The organism is Mesorhizobium sp. P3_A10 (assembly GCF_056403175.1).
The window spans coordinates 92,607-107,692 of record NZ_JBFUFZ010000006.1; the positions used below are offsets into that span (position 1 = coordinate 92,607).

Annotated in this window: 17 protein-coding genes and 2 tRNA genes; 10 read left to right on the forward strand and 9 right to left on the reverse strand. The window is 60.7% G+C overall.

Annotation, left to right across the window (positions count from 1 at the left end):
* The first annotated feature begins 60 nt into the window (after positions 1-60).
* Positions 61-744 carry a YjbE family putative metal transport protein gene (locus AC1DXU_RS22095; RefSeq protein ID WP_477372410.1) on the forward strand — a complete coding sequence of 228 codons (684 nt, stop codon included), beginning with the start codon at positions 61-63 and terminating at the stop codon, positions 742-744.
* An 8-nt stretch (positions 745-752) separates the two neighbouring features.
* Here the strand turns inward: AC1DXU_RS22095 and AC1DXU_RS22100 are convergent, their stop codons facing one another.
* The 6 genes from AC1DXU_RS22100 to AC1DXU_RS22125 form a co-directional block, all read right to left on the reverse strand.
* The gene (locus AC1DXU_RS22100; RefSeq protein ID WP_477372412.1) at positions 753-1,544 is read right to left on the reverse strand and encodes an alkaline phosphatase family protein; all 792 of its coding nucleotides are present in this window, start codon (positions 1,542-1,544) and stop codon (positions 753-755) included.
* Positions 1,545-1,626: 82 nt separating this feature from the next.
* Entirely contained in the window at positions 1,627-2,058 is a 432-nt protein-coding gene (locus tag AC1DXU_RS22105; protein ID WP_477372902.1) for a cupin domain-containing protein, read from the reverse strand.
* Positions 2,059-2,123: 65 nt separating this feature from the next.
* Positions 2,124-2,498: a hypothetical protein gene (locus AC1DXU_RS22110; RefSeq protein WP_477372414.1), complete on the reverse strand. Its 375-nt coding sequence runs from the start codon at positions 2,496-2,498 to the stop codon at positions 2,124-2,126.
* 916 nt (positions 2,499-3,414) lie between these two features.
* Positions 3,415-4,161: a hypothetical protein gene (locus tag AC1DXU_RS22115; protein WP_477372416.1), complete on the reverse strand. Its 747-nt coding sequence runs from the start codon at positions 4,159-4,161 to the stop codon at positions 3,415-3,417.
* Entirely contained in the window at positions 4,161-5,474 is a 1,314-nt protein-coding gene (locus AC1DXU_RS22120; RefSeq protein WP_477372418.1) for a polysaccharide biosynthesis/export family protein, read from the reverse strand. Before AC1DXU_RS22120 ends, AC1DXU_RS22115 begins: the two co-directional genes overlap by 1 nt.
* Before the next feature lie 439 nt (positions 5,475-5,913).
* Positions 5,914-6,057, reverse strand: coding sequence for a hypothetical protein (locus AC1DXU_RS22125; protein ID WP_477313891.1), 144 nt, complete (start codon positions 6,055-6,057; stop codon positions 5,914-5,916).
* A gap of 711 nt (positions 6,058-6,768) precedes the next feature.
* Here AC1DXU_RS22125 and AC1DXU_RS22130 point away from each other — a divergent pair.
* Positions 6,769-7,239, forward strand: coding sequence for an ATP-dependent DNA ligase (locus AC1DXU_RS22130; protein WP_477372420.1), 471 nt, complete (start codon positions 6,769-6,771; stop codon positions 7,237-7,239).
* A 1,298-nt stretch (positions 7,240-8,537) separates the two neighbouring features.
* Here AC1DXU_RS22130 and AC1DXU_RS22135 read toward each other — a convergent pair.
* The gene (locus AC1DXU_RS22135) at positions 8,538-8,729 is read right to left on the reverse strand and encodes a hypothetical protein (RefSeq protein WP_477372422.1); all 192 of its coding nucleotides are present in this window, start codon (positions 8,727-8,729) and stop codon (positions 8,538-8,540) included.
* A gap of 113 nt (positions 8,730-8,842) precedes the next feature.
* Between AC1DXU_RS22135 and AC1DXU_RS22140 the strand changes: the two genes are divergently transcribed.
* Positions 8,843-9,373: a hypothetical protein gene (locus AC1DXU_RS22140; protein ID WP_477372423.1), complete on the forward strand. Its 531-nt coding sequence runs from the start codon at positions 8,843-8,845 to the stop codon at positions 9,371-9,373.
* Between the two features lie 151 nt (positions 9,374-9,524).
* Positions 9,525-9,791 (forward strand): hypothetical protein, encoded by a 267-nt coding sequence (locus AC1DXU_RS22145; RefSeq protein ID WP_477372425.1) that lies wholly within the window; start codon positions 9,525-9,527, stop codon positions 9,789-9,791.
* Between the two features lie 170 nt (positions 9,792-9,961).
* On the opposite strand, the gene AC1DXU_RS22150 is transcribed toward AC1DXU_RS22145, so the two are convergent.
* Positions 9,962-10,036, reverse strand: a tRNA-Asn gene (locus tag AC1DXU_RS22150).
* A gap of 220 nt (positions 10,037-10,256) precedes the next feature.
* Here AC1DXU_RS22150 and AC1DXU_RS22155 point away from each other — a divergent pair.
* Positions 10,257-10,517: a hypothetical protein gene (locus AC1DXU_RS22155; protein WP_477372427.1), complete on the forward strand. Its 261-nt coding sequence runs from the start codon at positions 10,257-10,259 to the stop codon at positions 10,515-10,517.
* A 4-nt stretch (positions 10,518-10,521) separates the two neighbouring features.
* Here AC1DXU_RS22155 and AC1DXU_RS22160 read toward each other — a convergent pair whose 3' ends face one another.
* Complete coding sequence (locus tag AC1DXU_RS22160; RefSeq protein WP_477372429.1) at positions 10,522-10,728, reverse strand: hypothetical protein; 207 nt, start codon at positions 10,726-10,728, stop codon at positions 10,522-10,524.
* A gap of 225 nt (positions 10,729-10,953) precedes the next feature.
* On the opposite strand from AC1DXU_RS22160, the gene AC1DXU_RS22165 reads away from it, so the two are divergent.
* The 5 genes from AC1DXU_RS22165 to AC1DXU_RS22185 all read left to right on the forward strand — a co-directional run bounded on the left by AC1DXU_RS22165 (position 10,954) and on the right by AC1DXU_RS22185 (position 15,043).
* Positions 10,954-11,027 (forward strand) — tRNA-Cys (locus tag AC1DXU_RS22165).
* A 108-nt stretch (positions 11,028-11,135) separates the two neighbouring features.
* Positions 11,136-11,810, forward strand: coding sequence for a protein-L-isoaspartate O-methyltransferase family protein (locus AC1DXU_RS22170; protein ID WP_477372430.1), 675 nt, complete (start codon positions 11,136-11,138; stop codon positions 11,808-11,810).
* A 189-nt stretch (positions 11,811-11,999) separates the two neighbouring features.
* Positions 12,000-13,385, forward strand: coding sequence for a TolC family outer membrane protein (locus AC1DXU_RS22175; protein ID WP_477372432.1), 1,386 nt, complete (start codon positions 12,000-12,002; stop codon positions 13,383-13,385).
* A 210-nt stretch (positions 13,386-13,595) separates the two neighbouring features.
* Positions 13,596-14,531 carry a PopZ family protein gene (locus AC1DXU_RS22180; RefSeq protein ID WP_477372434.1) on the forward strand — a complete coding sequence of 312 codons (936 nt, stop codon included), beginning with the start codon at positions 13,596-13,598 and terminating at the stop codon, positions 14,529-14,531.
* Between the two features lie 215 nt (positions 14,532-14,746).
* Complete coding sequence (locus AC1DXU_RS22185) at positions 14,747-15,043, forward strand: hypothetical protein (RefSeq protein WP_477372436.1); 297 nt, start codon at positions 14,747-14,749, stop codon at positions 15,041-15,043.
* The last annotated feature ends 43 nt before the right edge of the window (positions 15,044-15,086 follow it).

Below are 15,086 nucleotides of genomic sequence, written 5' to 3' on the forward strand. Positions count from 1 at the left end.
CAAGGGTCAATCGCTCGTCTGGTCAGTCCACCCGCAATGCCCTTCCACGGAGCTTGTTGAATGCCCTTCCAGATCGACGAGACGACGATCGCGGCGTATCTGGAAGTCATCACCATCAATCTCGTTCTGTCGGGCGACAATGTCGTGGTGATTGGCATGGCAGCCGCCGGCCTGGCGAGGGAACTGCGCCAGAAGGCGATCATCGCCGGCATTGCCGCGGCAGCAGTGATCCGCATCGTCTTTGCCGTGGTGGCGGTGGAACTGCTGGAAATCCCTGGGATCATGCTGGTCGGCGGCCTGCTGCTGTTCTGGGTGTGCTGGAACATGTTCGGCGAATTGCGCTCCGTCGGGGAGGCCGACGACGGCACCGGCACGGACGCCGATCCCGCCGCAGCGGTGGGGCGGGCGGCCAAGGCGTTGCGCACGGCAATCATCCAGATCATCGTCGCCGACGTTTCAATGTCGCTGGACAATGTGCTGGCCGTGGCGGGTGCGGCCAGCGACGACATGGATGCGCTGATCTTCGGCCTCATCCTGTCGGTGGTCCTGATGGCGGTTGCCTCGACGCTGGTGGCGGCGCTGCTTGCCAGATACCGCTGGATCGGCTGGCTCGGCCTGGCGGTCATTGTCTATGTCGCCGGCAGCATGGTGCTGGATGGCGTCAGGCAATTGGCAGCGGTCGACTACCACGCGCTCGTTTCGCGATTTGCGGACCGCCAAATTGCTGCGCAAACGCCCGCTTGACACCCGACCTAGCGCCGCCTCCAACCACTGCCGATCACCTTTCTGGCGGCGCTGGTGCCGAGCGGAGCTATGGCTTCAATGTATTCGATGGTTCGCAATACCGTATAGTGGTCGATCTTCTCGGAGTAGCGCCCCGGCTCAATTCCAGACCCGTATAGTACAGTGAATATGCGATTTCTGGTGCTGTAATCATCCTCATCGAACGTCACGATCAACAGGCTGTTGTTTACCCTTGACCAATTGGCGTAGCCACCAAGGTGGCTTCGCAGCCAGACATCCGCCTGGCTTATCGTGCCGTCATGCATATCATTTGTGAGATTGGGGATGACGAAACTGACCGACGGCAGTTTCGCGTAGTCGCGGGGAAAAGCGGCCAAAGGTTTGCCAAAACCCTTTGCGTCCACAAACGATTCCCAAGGATTGTGTTTTCGCGGGGATCCGGCTTCGACATAGCCGGCAAATGTCTTCCCGTGGGCATGAAGACGGGCGGCCAGGTTCGGCGCTGCGAAGCTATGCAAGCCATCGTCGTGGACGCCTTGTGTCGAGCCGCTAAAGAGCGCGAAATAATTGGGCTGGCTGGGATGGGTAACCCCATAGGAGTTGTCAAACAGGGCGCCTCCCTTTGCCAGCTTCTTCAAATAGGCGGCTTCCTTTGTCTGGAAAATTTGATCAAATGAATGGTTCTCCATGATCACGACAACGATGTGGTCGTATTTCGACGGCCTTTTCGATGATGCAACCGCCGTACCCGCTCCTCCCATCAGCGCGATGATGCCGGCCAGAAGGACAATGGCGGACAAGCGTTGAAGCGTCTTGCAGCCACTTTGCCTAGGCACGCAATTCCCCTTCCACGATTTCCCGCCTGCAGGGCGCTACCGAAAACTACTGGCGCAGCACCGTGTTCTTGGCGCCTGCTTCAACCTGATCAATCACCAGCAGTTTGACCGGGCCGGCGCCGATATTGGTGGCCTGATGCCACTGTCCGATCATTTCGACGATGAAATCGCCGGTCTGATAAATGTTGCTCTTGCCGCTTTCGATGCCCGTAACTTTCAGCGTGCCGGCCAGGACATAAGCATAGCGGGCAAACGGGTGTTTGTGGACCGGCAAGGTCGCACCGGGCGCGATCTCAAACGTGGAAACCAGGACCTGGACGTTTTTCTGCGGCAAGGTGATCGGCTGGCCGGAGGCCGTCTCCGTGCGTGACGCAAGCGGGGTCACCACCACAGGCGTGCCGCTGGCATCGAGCGCCCAGGCCGGGTTTGCAGATAGCGTGGCTGCGAACAGCAGCGTCAATGCCATGATCTTTCGCATCGTTCCTCCCAGATTCTGCTTCACCATCGCGTAGCCAGGATGTGCGCGCAAGCTGCGCCAAGGCGTCATCCGCCCGCGCCATCATCCATCATCGTATTGGTGAGCGCCTGATAGAGGCTGCTGCATGTTTGAGAGCGGGGGCAGTTTTTCACGATAAGGATTGGCATCGCAGTCAACGCAGCGGCGATCACGACTTGCAGCAAGAGAGGGACGGGCGCGAAGCGCTTGCCGAACAGGCCCCGGCAAAGGAAATAGAGACTTTGCGCCACGCATGCCCAGGCGAGAATGCGCAGCAGCTCGCTGGTTGCCTTCGCGTATGGCGTTATGTAGCCATCGGGAAAGCCCAGCATGCCAAGGTCCACAAGACACTGCAGCGCCAGCAGGCAAGACAGGCATGCCCACAGCAGGATGGCTGTGCGGATGACGAAAGGTTTCTGCATTTAGTGCTCACATCGCCGCGAATGGCGTCACGCTTCGATTGAACGAAAAGACTGACAACGCAAACCAAAGGCAGCCAAACAGATAGGTCACCAGCATTTCCTGCAAGATGCGCAGGCCGACGTTTTTGACCGTCGCTGGCCTTGCCGCCCGCCGCTTTGGCCACCGGAACCCGCATCGGCCGCCGCTCAAATCAGCCGAAGGAGTCCCATTTCGGGAAACAATGACTGGCATCCGTCTTGCGTGGACGTGCTTGCCGGTTAATCCCGGCCAGGCTCGTCGGGAGTAGAGGCGGTTGGGGTTCTCGCCCGGCGAGCTTGCCACGAACATTTCGGCGAGCACAGTCACACCAATCGATGAAGGACATCACCGGCAAGGACGCAGCTTTCATCCGATGGGACGGGACGGGGACGGCGCCCCCTACGCCTGGGAACCACCGATAGGCTTAATTGCGTGGTTGCTAATATGCCGGTAAAATTGGCGGTGCGGGAGGAACCCATAAGCCCACCGCAGTGGCCGGTGCGATGTTCGTCCCCCGAAGGCTGCAAGCCGCACCGGCCATTCCCCGACGGCTGACGGCTCGCTGCGGAGGTGCCGCGCCAGTCGTTTGCAATACCGTCCAGAGCCATCCTGATGTCGTTCCTGATGTCGTCTGGACTGTCGATGCCGCCGCTGAAAACAGTGATCAGGCGACAGGCCAGATGCTCGCGCGTGGGGTGAAGCCCCTCAATCCCGGCTGCTCGCAACAGTCGACTGGAATTCTGGTGAGTGTTGCCAACTGTGTGAAGAAGACGGCGACCAAGGCCAATTCGACGACCGAGTTCTTAAGAACAACGACCTTTGCCACCGGCGCCTCCAGGGATGGCGCGCCTGGACGAGATCACGCGTGCCGAGGATGCACACGCCAGATTCATGAACCTATTTCACCGCGACGACCTTGCCGGCCGCATCGAGGCGACATCCGACCCGCGCCTGGCGAACCTCGATGCCGCCTTGCCTCGCATAGTCTATGCGCACCTCAATCGGTGCGGTGAGGGCGCCGCGACGATGTCGGCGCAGGGGACCTGCGCTGACTACGTGCACACGCAAGGCACCAAGTGGCGTCGCAGCCGATATGATCGCCTGGCGGCAGACGCGAACCACGGCAGGCGGGGTGCCAGGTATCGCCGTCAACGGCACCTGAAGCCGTAGCATGGGATAACCTTTGGTGGCCCGGCCGAACATGTCGCGACCATTTTTGGAAGGCCAGAGGATGCGTGGCAGGGCGATTGTGTGTTGCGTGCCCTTGGTCGCGACCAGGGCGGCCGTCTTCTTGCCGGCACCGACACTGGCTGGCCCTGTTGTGGTACCTCCCAACGCAGTGCCCCCACTTGTCGTACCGCTCGGTGCTGCGAGGCCTGTCGAAACACCGCCGCTTACGCCGCCGAGGTTGGCGCTGGCTCCAACGTTGGCGCCGAGCGATCCCGTGCCCACCGACCCTCCAACGTTTGCTCCACCGATTCCGCCGACGCTCGCGCCAACGCCGACGGAGGCGCCGTTCGAGCCAACGCCCAGACCGGCGCTGACCCCGACGCCACCGACGTTGCCGCCAAGACCCACGTCAAGAGCAGAAGCGGGCCCGATCGCAACTGCGATCGTCAATGCGCAAGCCAGATACTTGCGCATCACCATAGTCCTTGTGCTGCGCGCAATGGCGCCCGCGTCGGGAGCAACGTGGCGGGAAGCGTAATCGTCGTCAGCGGAACAGGTTGCGATGACTTGCGGACCGCCACTTTGCGGATTTCTCGCCCCTCAGGTTCATGGGTTGATCGAGTCTCCTTCCTTGCCAGTGTACTGGTACCTGCGCGATCCATCGCGCGTGCTTTGGGAGCGGGATTGAGCTCGATGGTTTGAGCGCGGGGCGCATCGCGAGCTTTCAGGATGTCGATCTCGTTGCGCGCCGCAATGAGGTCGCGGGCCAGGCCAACGGCTGTTTCGCGCTGTTGCTCCAAAGCAGCGGAGAGACGGGCGACTTCTTCCTTTGCCGCGTCGCGATCCTGGCTGGCAGCAGTGAGATCGAGCGCGAGAGCATCTGCTCTCCCGCGTTCCAATACGAGCGCTTCGCCGGCCCGCTTTGCGGCGGCCTCGGCAGCCTGGCGGCGCTGAATGCCGTCGAGTTGTGCAGCGGCAGCCAGTTTTCCGCTTACCTCCAGAGCATCGAGAGACTGGTGCGCCGCGGCAAGATCGCGTTCGAAGCGCTCAACCTTCTGCCGCTCCTCGTCAAGCGCGCGCCTCGCTCCAGACAGCGAAGCCTCCACAGCCTGGTGGGCTCCGAGGGCGGCGACCTTTTCGCGGACGGCGAGAACGGCTTTGGCCTGCAAGCTTTCGACTTCGCGCTGCGCCATCGCCAGATCCCGCGCGAGCAGTTCGGCTCTTTGCTTCTGCTCTTCAAGGGCTCGTCCCTGAAGAGCCGTTGCGTCTACAACAGCACGCGCCCTCACGCCTGCGTCGGCGGTGCCGCGTCGCATCGTATCGAGTTCTTCGCGCGCTGCGCGAGAACCGTTGATTTCTGGTAGCGCCGCCAGCGGGCGCCCCTCGACTTTGGCTGGGGCCGAAGACGCTGCCGATTGCCTGCGCTGGACGGTCGTAACTGGACGCACGTCGAACCCACTTCTGGCCTGTAGGCGATCGGTAATCAGCGTTGCCAATTCACTCTCACGCAGACCTGCGGCCGGAATTTGCCCAATGGCCGGAAGATCCAGCGTCCCGGCTGTATCGATCGTAAAAGCACCGTTGAGCTCCGCACCCTCGGTTACGCCGCCGCGCAAGGCATCCCACCCCGAGACACTCACCTCGACAGTGTCTTGAGGGACGAGCTTGTCGTCAGTCTCCGATTGACCTCTTGCTGGAACACCAAATAACAGGATGAGGCAGAACGGAATGAGGCTTATCGTGGCGCCGCGTGACCTCTTGCTGTGGTCATGAAACAAGGCTGCCATGGTTGACAAGCGTCGGTGACCACCGGGGAATGCAGGGCTGTGGCAATCCGCCTTGTGCCTCTGGACACGATCCATGACTGGACCCCCCACGACTCAGTGGTCACGCGCGATCCTTGCTTCGATCGGAGGCACAAAGCGCGTGCACACCGCGTTGCCGGATTCCGCAACCACGGCGTGAGCCTAACAAAGTTGACCAGCAGTGGTGAGTACCAAATAGAGCGTAAGCAGGATCAGCAATTGAGTTATCGGTCGCTCAGTCTACAATCTACGATACCCATTTGCGGCTGTATCGACGATGGGTCGCTGGTGACCCACGTTGGTGCCACGAGGGTCGAGATCGTCTCGGCGGGAGATGAGTCCTGCCTTGCGCCTCCAGGCGCTTCGCCGGTGTAGGACTGCGGCCGACAGAAACGCGCGCTGGTAAGGCTGTGTGCAGAATTCAACGCTTGTAACCGGTCGGCAGATCGGCCATCGCCTCTCGGAAGCTGCGTTCCACCTGCGCGGTATACAAGCCTTTGTTGGCTAGCATGTCCCAGAGGAAAAAGCAGGCCACCAGGGCAATCACGATGAGTATTGGACGCATCGGAAACCTCCTCGGAGCGACCTCACCAGTGCGAGTTTACACGACGGGCCGGGCAGATAGGCTCCTACCTAAGCGGTAGCCTCAGGTCTTAGAGCGTAATGCAAAGGGCTGTTTCGGCCCCGTTCGGTTCCGGCAATGGCCCTGTGCCGATCCGCACTTTGGCAAACCCCGAAACAATCGCCGGGTCTGAGCGTTTTCAATCTGCCAGACCCCAATCTGGCTACTCCAGACCCTTCCCGCTGGCTTCGGCCGGCGGGCTTTTTTTGCTTTGGAACGTCGCTGGCAAAGCCTTGTTGAGCCAAAGGCGGCTGGGTCTCACTGGCATCTGCCGCAGACTGAGAGTCCCTCTTCGGTCGGCTCGTGCCTTGCAAACAGGGCGCGGGGCACTGGCAGGCTCCAACACAGTGGTAATGCGCTTCCCGAGTTGGGCTCGTGATCAACGGCGCAGTCCATCAAAGTTTAACCACTGGGAAAGCGTACTGGAAAGCACGTGCGGTAACAGTTGGTTCAACCATTGCTGGTATTATGAACGAGTGTGGGAGCGGCTCCGACAAGTGTGGGTGGGCCTAATTTGCCGGAGCCGCCTGCGCAGGTCGGGTTGGGGTTTGACCGCGCCGTCCTATTCTGGGACAGCGCGGTCAACGATTCGTTAAAATGTTCCGGAACTAATTAAGCGCATGCTAATTGACTCGCGGGTTTGCGAGCCAATGCATGCGTTTGAAGTTTGTCCCGCCGCTAATGCCTACCTTGGTGGAGAAGCCTCCCAAGGGCGAGGGATGGATTCACGAAGTCAAGTTCGACGGCTATCGCTCTCAAATCGTCAGGGACGCGGGCGGTGTGCGCATCTACACGCGCCGCGGCCTCGACTGGACCTCGAAATATCGCGACCTCGCCAGCGCGGCCGGCCAGTTCGAGGTGGAAAGCGCCATCATCGATGGCGAAATCATCGTGCTCAACGATGCTGGACTGTCTTCGGCGAGTTGCGCAAGATCGCCATGCCTCAAAAAACTCTCGCGAGAAGCCAAATTGGCGCGCGGTGACTACAACAAAGGACAAACAGACGGCTTTCGACATGGCCAAGGAGATCGGCGACAAGGTGCGGGTCGAGACGATCACATCGAAACCGAGGGAACCGCTAGGTTTTCCTTTGTTTCGCAAATTAACCTTGATCAAATGAGGTAGTGATCTCTCGCTGGCCATTACTTGCGTGGCTGCTAAAATAATGAAACGCTCCGCCCATGTTGGGAATGGGGCGATGGAAGAAAGCCCAGGTAGATTTAGTTGCATTCTTGAACCGACTGGCGGTTGGATGGTTTGGGATGACGTCACTGGCGAGCCCGCAAGCTTGGGCGGGAAAATACTTATGGGCTGCACACGGGAGCGCGCCGAGTCTGCTCGTGACGTGCTAGAGCGGATTTACAAAAACGGGCTGCACGCTCGACCGGCTGGCCACTCCCGCGCTTGACCTGCTCATCCCCCTTCCGCAGCCTCACCTCGGAGCGCCGCCGCCCCATGTTGATCCGCCACCGCGAGATGTGCGAGAGGCGCCAGTACCCAAATCAAAACGGCGATAAGAAATCCTAACCCTTTTATTGAACCTCTTGTGCCCCATGTAGCCGATGGTAACGCAGTTTTGCTTGCATCTTCGCCTTATGCTTCGGGCTCGCGAAACCTCGACCGCCGTTGTTGGCTTTAAGGTTCCCAGGATTCTTCCGGCATCTTTGCATAAAAGCGGGGTTAGGCCCTTTTCCTGCAGCTCTGATTCTAGTTCTGCAGATTCTAATTGCGGCCTGTTGATCTGGGGTGAGATTGGCAAATTGCTCTGGTGTCAACCCTATGTGGCCGGTGTTGGTTTTAGCGGCGTTGGCCGGAAGGCAGAGCACAGAGACTACTATCATCGCTACAAGAGACATCGAGATTTTCATAACGGCCTCCGTTCGAGACTGCGCGCGCCCCGGACCAACCTTCTACCACGCTTAAAGCCCGCTGCCTCACGGCGGCGGGTTCTTCTCTCCTTTAAGGCAAGTTGACATGAATAAATGATCCCGCCCATTTCAATGCGTCGTAGGCTGCCTTGATCTTGGGCGCGTAGGAAATGGCCGTACCTATGCCGCTTATGATCGACCTGAGACGGGTGCGATTGGGCTTGGGCTTCGCGATTTCTGCCTTACCCTCAGCAATCAACTCTTTGACCTCATCTTGGTCGAAAGGCATTGTTGTAGATTGTGGGGTGAGAGCGGTTACACGCTCGACCTGTCTTGGGCTTTCGACGTCCTGGAAGCCTCCAGAGATCCGCTACCGGCCGAGCCGAAGCAACTGCGCGACGCTCGTCGAAACAAGGCCATATGGCCAATCGATTCGGCTGAAATTGACCGGACTACGACAGTTCGTCGCCTTCGCAGTCATCCTCGCCGTCGTGGTCGGAGCACTGTGACGACGCCTCAGCCAAACGGTCACAGCCCATGAGACGCCAGCCTGGTTCAGCCCGCGCGACGTCCTTCATTGCTGGGGGGATAGATCTCCCGGTTTGCGGCATCGACCAGACATCGCATCTTGCGGCGGAGCGCGATGTTTTCGGCCAGCATCTCTTCTGTGCGCTGAAGTGCGAGTTCGGCGCAGTGTATGCGCTCCTCTGCATCTGCAATCGCATCAAAGTTCGGGTTCTGGATCACGGGACAACCTCGCTGCGCTGGTTTGAGCTACAGGCAGGTGAAACATCTCCCGGCTGTTTAGGTTCCGTCACAGTTGGCTACAGCCTGTCACACGTCGTCGCCGGGTGGTTGCCATGAGCGCATGCCGCGCTGTCGCGGGGACGGAATCACATGCCGAGCGTTTGTGTGCTTCCGGCGGGCCGAACAGCATCGGCGAGTATTTCCGCCGCGTCCTTGACCGTTTCAGCAGCATGGTCGGTTTGCTCCATGCGCTTCACAACCCGCTTGTGCAACATCTCCAGCCGGGCGGCATGGTACATTGCGCTTCGCTTTTGGCCTTGCCCATCGAGCGGTTCAAACAGCATGGTGACGGTACCTCAACAACGAGCCTTTGCAATTTCAAAGCTGAAAATTTCGGCCATGTCGCCGCATCCTTTCGGTTTGCGGTCCCTTCAAAAGTGGAATGGGCGCCCACCACTTTTGTTCCGGGGGCGCAATGTCGCGCATGTCAGATTGGCCAACTCAACAATCAATCTGCCATCGCGGTATGGTTCGAAGACGGCGAGGAAGACAGCGGCGACATGCGCGAAGGCGACGACGAGCGGGAGTTAGATCACGGCGACCATGACGGGATCAGCACCATCATGGGCGGGCAAGAGCTCTGAAATTTGTAACGGTTACAAATCTCGGCCCGCTGCCTTTGGAGGCGGGCTCCTTTTTACTGGCACTATTCGCCGTCGTTGCCGACAAAATGTGGTTGACGTAACGTTAACTGGGCGCAATCATATCGGATTGTGCAGGGATGAGGGCGTTTCAATGAAACTCGTTGTCTTTGGCGTAGCGATGGTATTGGCCGCCACCGGAGCAGCTGTTGCGAAAGAGAAGAAAAAGGTGGCCACCGCTCAGGCTGCAACATCGTGTTCTACAGCTCATATGAAGGCTGGCAGCAAGCAGGCCCCGAAACTGGATTGCAAATCGACAGGCACCGTAGTTGCGCGACCGTCAAATCGGGCCGCAAACTTCCTGGATCATTATCCGCGCTTAGGGTTTGACATCAACCCGTGGATTCCAACCGGCTATTGACGGCGGCTTCGGCTTCCGGGCCTTCTTTGTCCAGCGACGGTGCATCCCCCCTGGGGGCTCGGCTCTAACGGGTCGATCTTAGCGACGGAGATTCCCCGCAAGCAAACGCGCAGGGCGTACCTATGCCAATTTTTGGCTGATTCTGGCGTCGGCTAAGTCTATGGAATTGTTGGCTCCCCGGGCCGGATTCGAACCAGCGACCAACCGGTTAACAGCCGGTTGCTCTACCACTGAGCTACCGGGGAACAGAGCTCTCATGTGAGTGGCGCAGCCTATAGCTGCCCTTTTCGGCTTTGCAAAGCAGCATTTCGCATTTTTTCGCGGCTTTTTCGCGGGGCGGTTTCTCGCAATCGTCGACTGGTGCCCTCATATTAGCCGTCTTGGCAGGGGCGCGGAACCGAAAAGGCGATTGCCGCCTTTGCCCGCAGACGCCTTTATTCCTTGGGAAACGGATCAACTTTCGACATGACTGCAGCAGGCGACAACGAGGCACCGGCGCGGAAAATCACGGTGTTCGGCCGTGAGTTCACCATGCCGCGTTCGCGCGGCCTCAGGATCGCGATCGGCGTCGTTTTGGTCTTCTTCGGCATTCTCGGCTTCCTGCCGATCCTGGGTTTCTGGATGATCCCGCTCGGCCTGCTGGTGCTTTCCTACGAGTTCGCCCTGGTGCGCCGCCAGCGGCGCCGATTCGTCGTGTGGTGGGAGCGGCGGCGGCGGCCCAACTGAGAGTCTAGTGGCCCGAGCGCTTTTCCAGGCCTTCGCAAATGTCCTTGAGAACAGCCGCGACCGAAGCCAGGCGAGCGCGATCGTGCGGCGAAAGGCGGCTCGCGCCTTCGATGCTGAGGCGGTCGATGGCGTGGCGCGCAAGGTCCTCGCATCTCAGCAGCGACAATCTGCGCGATGCGGTCGTTTCCCGGTCTGCCTCGGCCCGACGCATGGGCGGCTCCCTTCTGTTTACCTAACGCAAGATTGCTTTACCTAACGCAAGATTGCTGTTTCGAGTTTCCGGCAACCGCAGACCATGCTTTGCATGTTTAACAATTGCCTAATGTGGCGGTCGCGGCCGGCGCGGCGACAATTCGAGACACGGAATGCGCCGTGGCCGCTTGACGGCATTTTCGCCGCAACCTATTGGAACCGGGTGGAACGCCGGGAGCAACGAGGCCTCGTGGCGGAGTGGTTACGCAGAGGACTGCAAATCCTTGCACCCCGGTTCGATTCCGGGCGAGGCCTCCAAATGCCCGAGCTCCCGCGCGTCAGCGCCGGGAGCTTGAAGTTCCGGTCGAAATGAACCGCGGTCTTGGCGCGGCAAGCGCATTGGTTTTTGGGCGGATTGGTTGGGACATGAACACTGATTTCTCCGAACGCCGCGTGAAGATGGTCGACGGCCAGGTGCGCACCACCGACGTGACCAACGCGCCGCTGCTGGACGCCATGCTTTCGGTGCCGCGCGAGGCTTTTGTCGGCGCCGGCCAACGCGATCTCGCCTATATCGACGAGGACATCCGCATTTCCGACGGTGCCGATGGTGGCGGCGCGCGCTACCTGATGGAGGCTTCGCCGCTCGCCAAGCTGCTGCAGCTAGCCGAAATCGACGCCAGTGATTCGGCGCTCGATGTCGGCTGCGGCACCGGCTATTCCACCGCTTTGCTGTCGCGGCTGGCAAGGTCCGTGGTCGGGCTGGAGAGCGACCCGGCGCTGGCGGAAGCCGCCAGAGCGGCGCTCTCGGAGCAGGGCTGCGACAACGCAACCGTGGTCACCGGGCCGCTGCCGCAAGGTCACGCCGCCAAGGCGCCCTACAATGTGATTCTCGTTGGCGGCAGCGTCGAGGACGTGCCGGCGGCGCTGCTCGACCAACTCGCGGAAGGCGGCCGTTTGGTCGCCGTCGAGGGGCAGGGCAATGCGGGCGTGGCCCGGCTGTTTTTCAAAAACGGGGGGGTTGTAACCGGAAGACGGGCATTTAATGCGGCAATTAAGCCACTACCTGGATTTGAACGTGTTCGCGCGTTCGAATTCTGAGTGATTTTGCCTTGCAGCAAAAACGCTGTCATGTTCGCTTGCATTTGAACAATCGTTGCTGATTTGCATCACCGGGTATTCCGGGGGCTATCGGCGGGGGAACGATAGATGATAAAAGCGCGGCGCCGGCTGATCGTAAGAGAGGCTGGCGTGGCGCAGTTCCCATGCAAAACGAATGAGGGAAATAACGTGCCGTCCTTTCGTAAGAGCCTTTTTACCGCCGTTCTCCTTTCCGCGACTGTGCTTTCGCCATTGGCTGTTTCCGCGGAAACCATCACCGGCGCGCTTTCAAAGGCCTACCAGTACAATTCACAGCTGAACTCCGCCCGCGCCGGCGTGCGCGTCACCGATGAAGGCGTGGCCATCGCCAAGTCGGGCTGGCGCCCGACAATCAATGGGTCGGCGTCAATCGACTACTCGAGCAGCCACCTCAATGGCACGAACACGAGCGTGCGGCTGACAACGGGCAATTTCGGCGTGCAAATCAATCAGACGCTGTTCGACGGGTTTCAGACCAAGAACAATGTTGCCGCCGCCGAAGCACGGGTCAGCGCCTCGGTCGAGAGCCTGCGCAACACCGAAGAGAACATCCTGTTCAATGCGGCGAGCGCCTACATGGACGTGATTCGCGACCGGCAGGTGGCCGTGCTGACCGAACAGAACCTGCAGTTCCTGACTGAGCAGGCGCGCGCGGCGCGCTCGCGTTTCGAGGTCGGCGAAGGGACGCGCACCGACGTCGCCCAGGCCGACGCCTCGCGCTCGGCCGCGGTGGCGCAGTTGAGCGCGGCCCGTGCGCAAGCACTGGCAAGTGCGGCGACCTACCACCAGATCGTCGGCGACGAGCCGGGTAAGCTCAAGGGGGCTTCACCCCTGGCGAAGCTGTTGCCGAGGAGCCTGGACGCGGCGATCGCTATTGCGGCGGCCGAGCACCCCGCAATCCTCTCCACCCAGCATCTGGTCGATGCGGCGGCGTTTTCGGTGAAATCGCAGGAAGGAGCGCTGCTGCCGCAGCTTTCCGCCTCGGCCGGCGTTTCGAGCGCCTATCGTAACTCCTTACCCGGCGTTGTGACGTCGGATGGTACAACCAATTCGGCCAATATCGGCGCGACGCTGACCATACCGATCTATTCGGGTGGCCGTACCGAGGCCTTGGTTCGCCAATCGAAGGAATCGCTTGGCCAGGCCCGGATCGAAGTTGATGTCAGCCGCGACCAGGTGCGTCAGGCCGTGACCTCGGCATGGACGCAATATACCGCCGCGCAAGAGAGCGTCGCGGCCAACCGGCAGGTCATCGCTGCCGCGCAGCTGGCGTTGAACGGCGTCATCGAAGAGCGCAATGTCGGCCAGCGCACCACGCTCGACGTGTTGAACGCCCAGAACGATGTCATCAGCGCCAAGATCAACCTTGCCACCTCCGAGCGCGATGTGGTGGTGGCGAGCTATGCCATCCTTTCGGCCATGGGCCGTCTGTCGATCGATCGTCTCGCTTTGCAGGTGACAAAATACAAGCCTGAAGAGCACTACAAGGCGGTCAAGGACAAGTGGACCGGCCTGCGCACGCCGGACGGCCGCTGACCCCAAGCCTGTTCAAATCCTGCTCAGATTCAAAGTGTTAGAGCGCTGCGTGTCGTGAAGACGCCGGCGCTCTAATCTGTTGAAATCCCACATCTCCCCAGATTGGGGATTCTCCGATGACGATCCGTCGGTTACGCTGTCGCCATGATTCGTGTCCGGCTTTTGCCGACAGGAAATCTGCAACGGGTCACAAAGGCGGCGGATGTGACGATGGCGACGGCAAGCAGCGCGCAGCGCGAACCTTCCATGGAAGAGATACTGGCTTCCATCAGGCGGATCATCGAAGACAGCGACACTGGCCGCAAGCAGCCGGGTGAAGCGGACGAATTGCGCCAGGATCTCGAGCCGGCGCCGCCGGCCGGGCCGGCATCGGATGTGGATGCATTCCGCAGCGAGCTGCATACCGAAACCGGCACCAGGAAACCGGTCACGCTGGCGGAGGTGCAGGCGCAACTGGCGGTAGGCGAGCCGGTGATCGCGCGCATGGAAACACCGATGCGCTTCGACCTCGCCCCGGTGAAGGCGCCGGTGATGCTTGCCCCCAACACTCCTGCTGCTGCCACCGTTGCCCCCACGACCCTGGCCGAGGTGAGCGCCAGGATCGCCGCCGAGTCCGCCCCGGCAGGCGCAGAGGCGCCCGTGACAGCAAGGGTTGCGGAGACGAGCGACAGCATCGTCACCGATTGGCGGCGCGAGATCGCCGCCGTGGGCGAGCAAAGACCCGCTGCGGTGGCCAGGCTGGACAAGGTCGAGACGCCGCCGATGCCCGATGTCGAACCGGAGGTCGAGTTTTTTGCGGAAGACCTGACAGCCGAGCCCGCCTTCGAGCCGACGCAGTCGCGCGCCGAGCCGACGCCTACACGCAGCGAGCCGACGCCTCCGCGCGGCGAGTTGGCGCCCCAGGCCGCCGGCGATGCACCGTCCGCCCGTGCGGCAATCCTTTCGGAACGCGCTGGCCGGCAGGTTGCCGCAGCCTTTGGCGAGCTTTCCGATGCGTTTGCCAGCCGCAGCAAGAAAACCTTCGACGAGATGGCCGAAGAAATGCTGCGGCCGATGCTGCAGGACTGGCTGGACAACAATCTGCCGACACTGGTCGAACGGCTGGTGCGCGAGGAAATCGAGCGCGTCGCGCGCGGCGCGCAATAATTTCGCGGATCAATGGGGGATGAAGAGCGCGGCCTGCGGGCGGCGCTTTTTTGCGTTGGGATTCAGCCGCTCTCCGCCGATGTGACGCAAGCCGTCGACATCGCTGGTGGTGAAGGTGCGGGCGCTGCGCCTTTTCCTAACCAATAGGGTACTGCTATCGTCGATCGATGGATCGCGAGCGGACCTACAGTTACAGGCTGAAAGCAGAGGTCCCCATGCTCACCGATGAGGAGCATGCGGACGTCGTACGTGATGCGCAGGACACGATAGACACAGTGATGGCCTATCGCGCCAAGACCGGGGCATCCCTCGAGGAGGCGCGAAAGGCACTGCCCGATCCCTCGGCGGACCGGTATTTCAACCTCACTGGCTTCAAACTGTGGACCGTGTATGACGTGTTCTATGTCCGCCGCTCAGCCTACGGTGCTGACTGCCCCGCCTGCCGAAAGCCGTATCGGACGCCGAGGGCGAAGTTTTGCGCCGAGTGTGGACACGGCCTTCCGTTGAAATGACCAGGGCCATGCCTATTTGCCTGTGATGAACCAGGACGGCCCT

Coding starts and splice junctions, on each gene's coding strand:
- AC1DXU_RS22095 (WP_477372410.1), top strand. CDS start 61: ATGCCCTTCCAGATCGACGAGACGACGATCGCGGCGTATCTGGAAGTC.
- AC1DXU_RS22105 (WP_477372902.1), bottom strand. CDS start 2,058: ATGCGAAAGATCATGGCATTGACGCTGCTGTTCGCAGCCACGCTATCT.
- AC1DXU_RS22110 (WP_477372414.1), bottom strand. CDS start 2,498: ATGCAGAAACCTTTCGTCATCCGCACAGCCATCCTGCTGTGGGCATGC.
- AC1DXU_RS22115 (WP_477372416.1), bottom strand. CDS start 4,161: ATGCGCAAGTATCTGGCTTGCGCATTGACGATCGCAGTTGCGATCGGG.
- AC1DXU_RS22120 (WP_477372418.1), bottom strand. CDS start 5,474: ATGGCAGCCTTGTTTCATGACCACAGCAAGAGGTCACGCGGCGCCACG.
- AC1DXU_RS22125 (WP_477313891.1), bottom strand. CDS start 6,057: ATGCGTCCAATACTCATCGTGATTGCCCTGGTGGCCTGCTTTTTCCTC.
- AC1DXU_RS22130 (WP_477372420.1), top strand. CDS start 6,769: ATGCGTTTGAAGTTTGTCCCGCCGCTAATGCCTACCTTGGTGGAGAAG.
- AC1DXU_RS22140 (WP_477372423.1), top strand. CDS start 8,843: ATGAGCGCATGCCGCGCTGTCGCGGGGACGGAATCACATGCCGAGCGT.
- AC1DXU_RS22145 (WP_477372425.1), top strand. CDS start 9,525: ATGAAACTCGTTGTCTTTGGCGTAGCGATGGTATTGGCCGCCACCGGA.
- AC1DXU_RS22155 (WP_477372427.1), top strand. CDS start 10,257: ATGACTGCAGCAGGCGACAACGAGGCACCGGCGCGGAAAATCACGGTG.
- AC1DXU_RS22160 (WP_477372429.1), bottom strand. CDS start 10,728: ATGCGTCGGGCCGAGGCAGACCGGGAAACGACCGCATCGCGCAGATTG.
- AC1DXU_RS22170 (WP_477372430.1), top strand. CDS start 11,136: ATGAACACTGATTTCTCCGAACGCCGCGTGAAGATGGTCGACGGCCAG.
- AC1DXU_RS22180 (WP_477372434.1), top strand. CDS start 13,596: ATGGCGACGGCAAGCAGCGCGCAGCGCGAACCTTCCATGGAAGAGATA.
- AC1DXU_RS22185 (WP_477372436.1), top strand. CDS start 14,747: ATGCTCACCGATGAGGAGCATGCGGACGTCGTACGTGATGCGCAGGAC.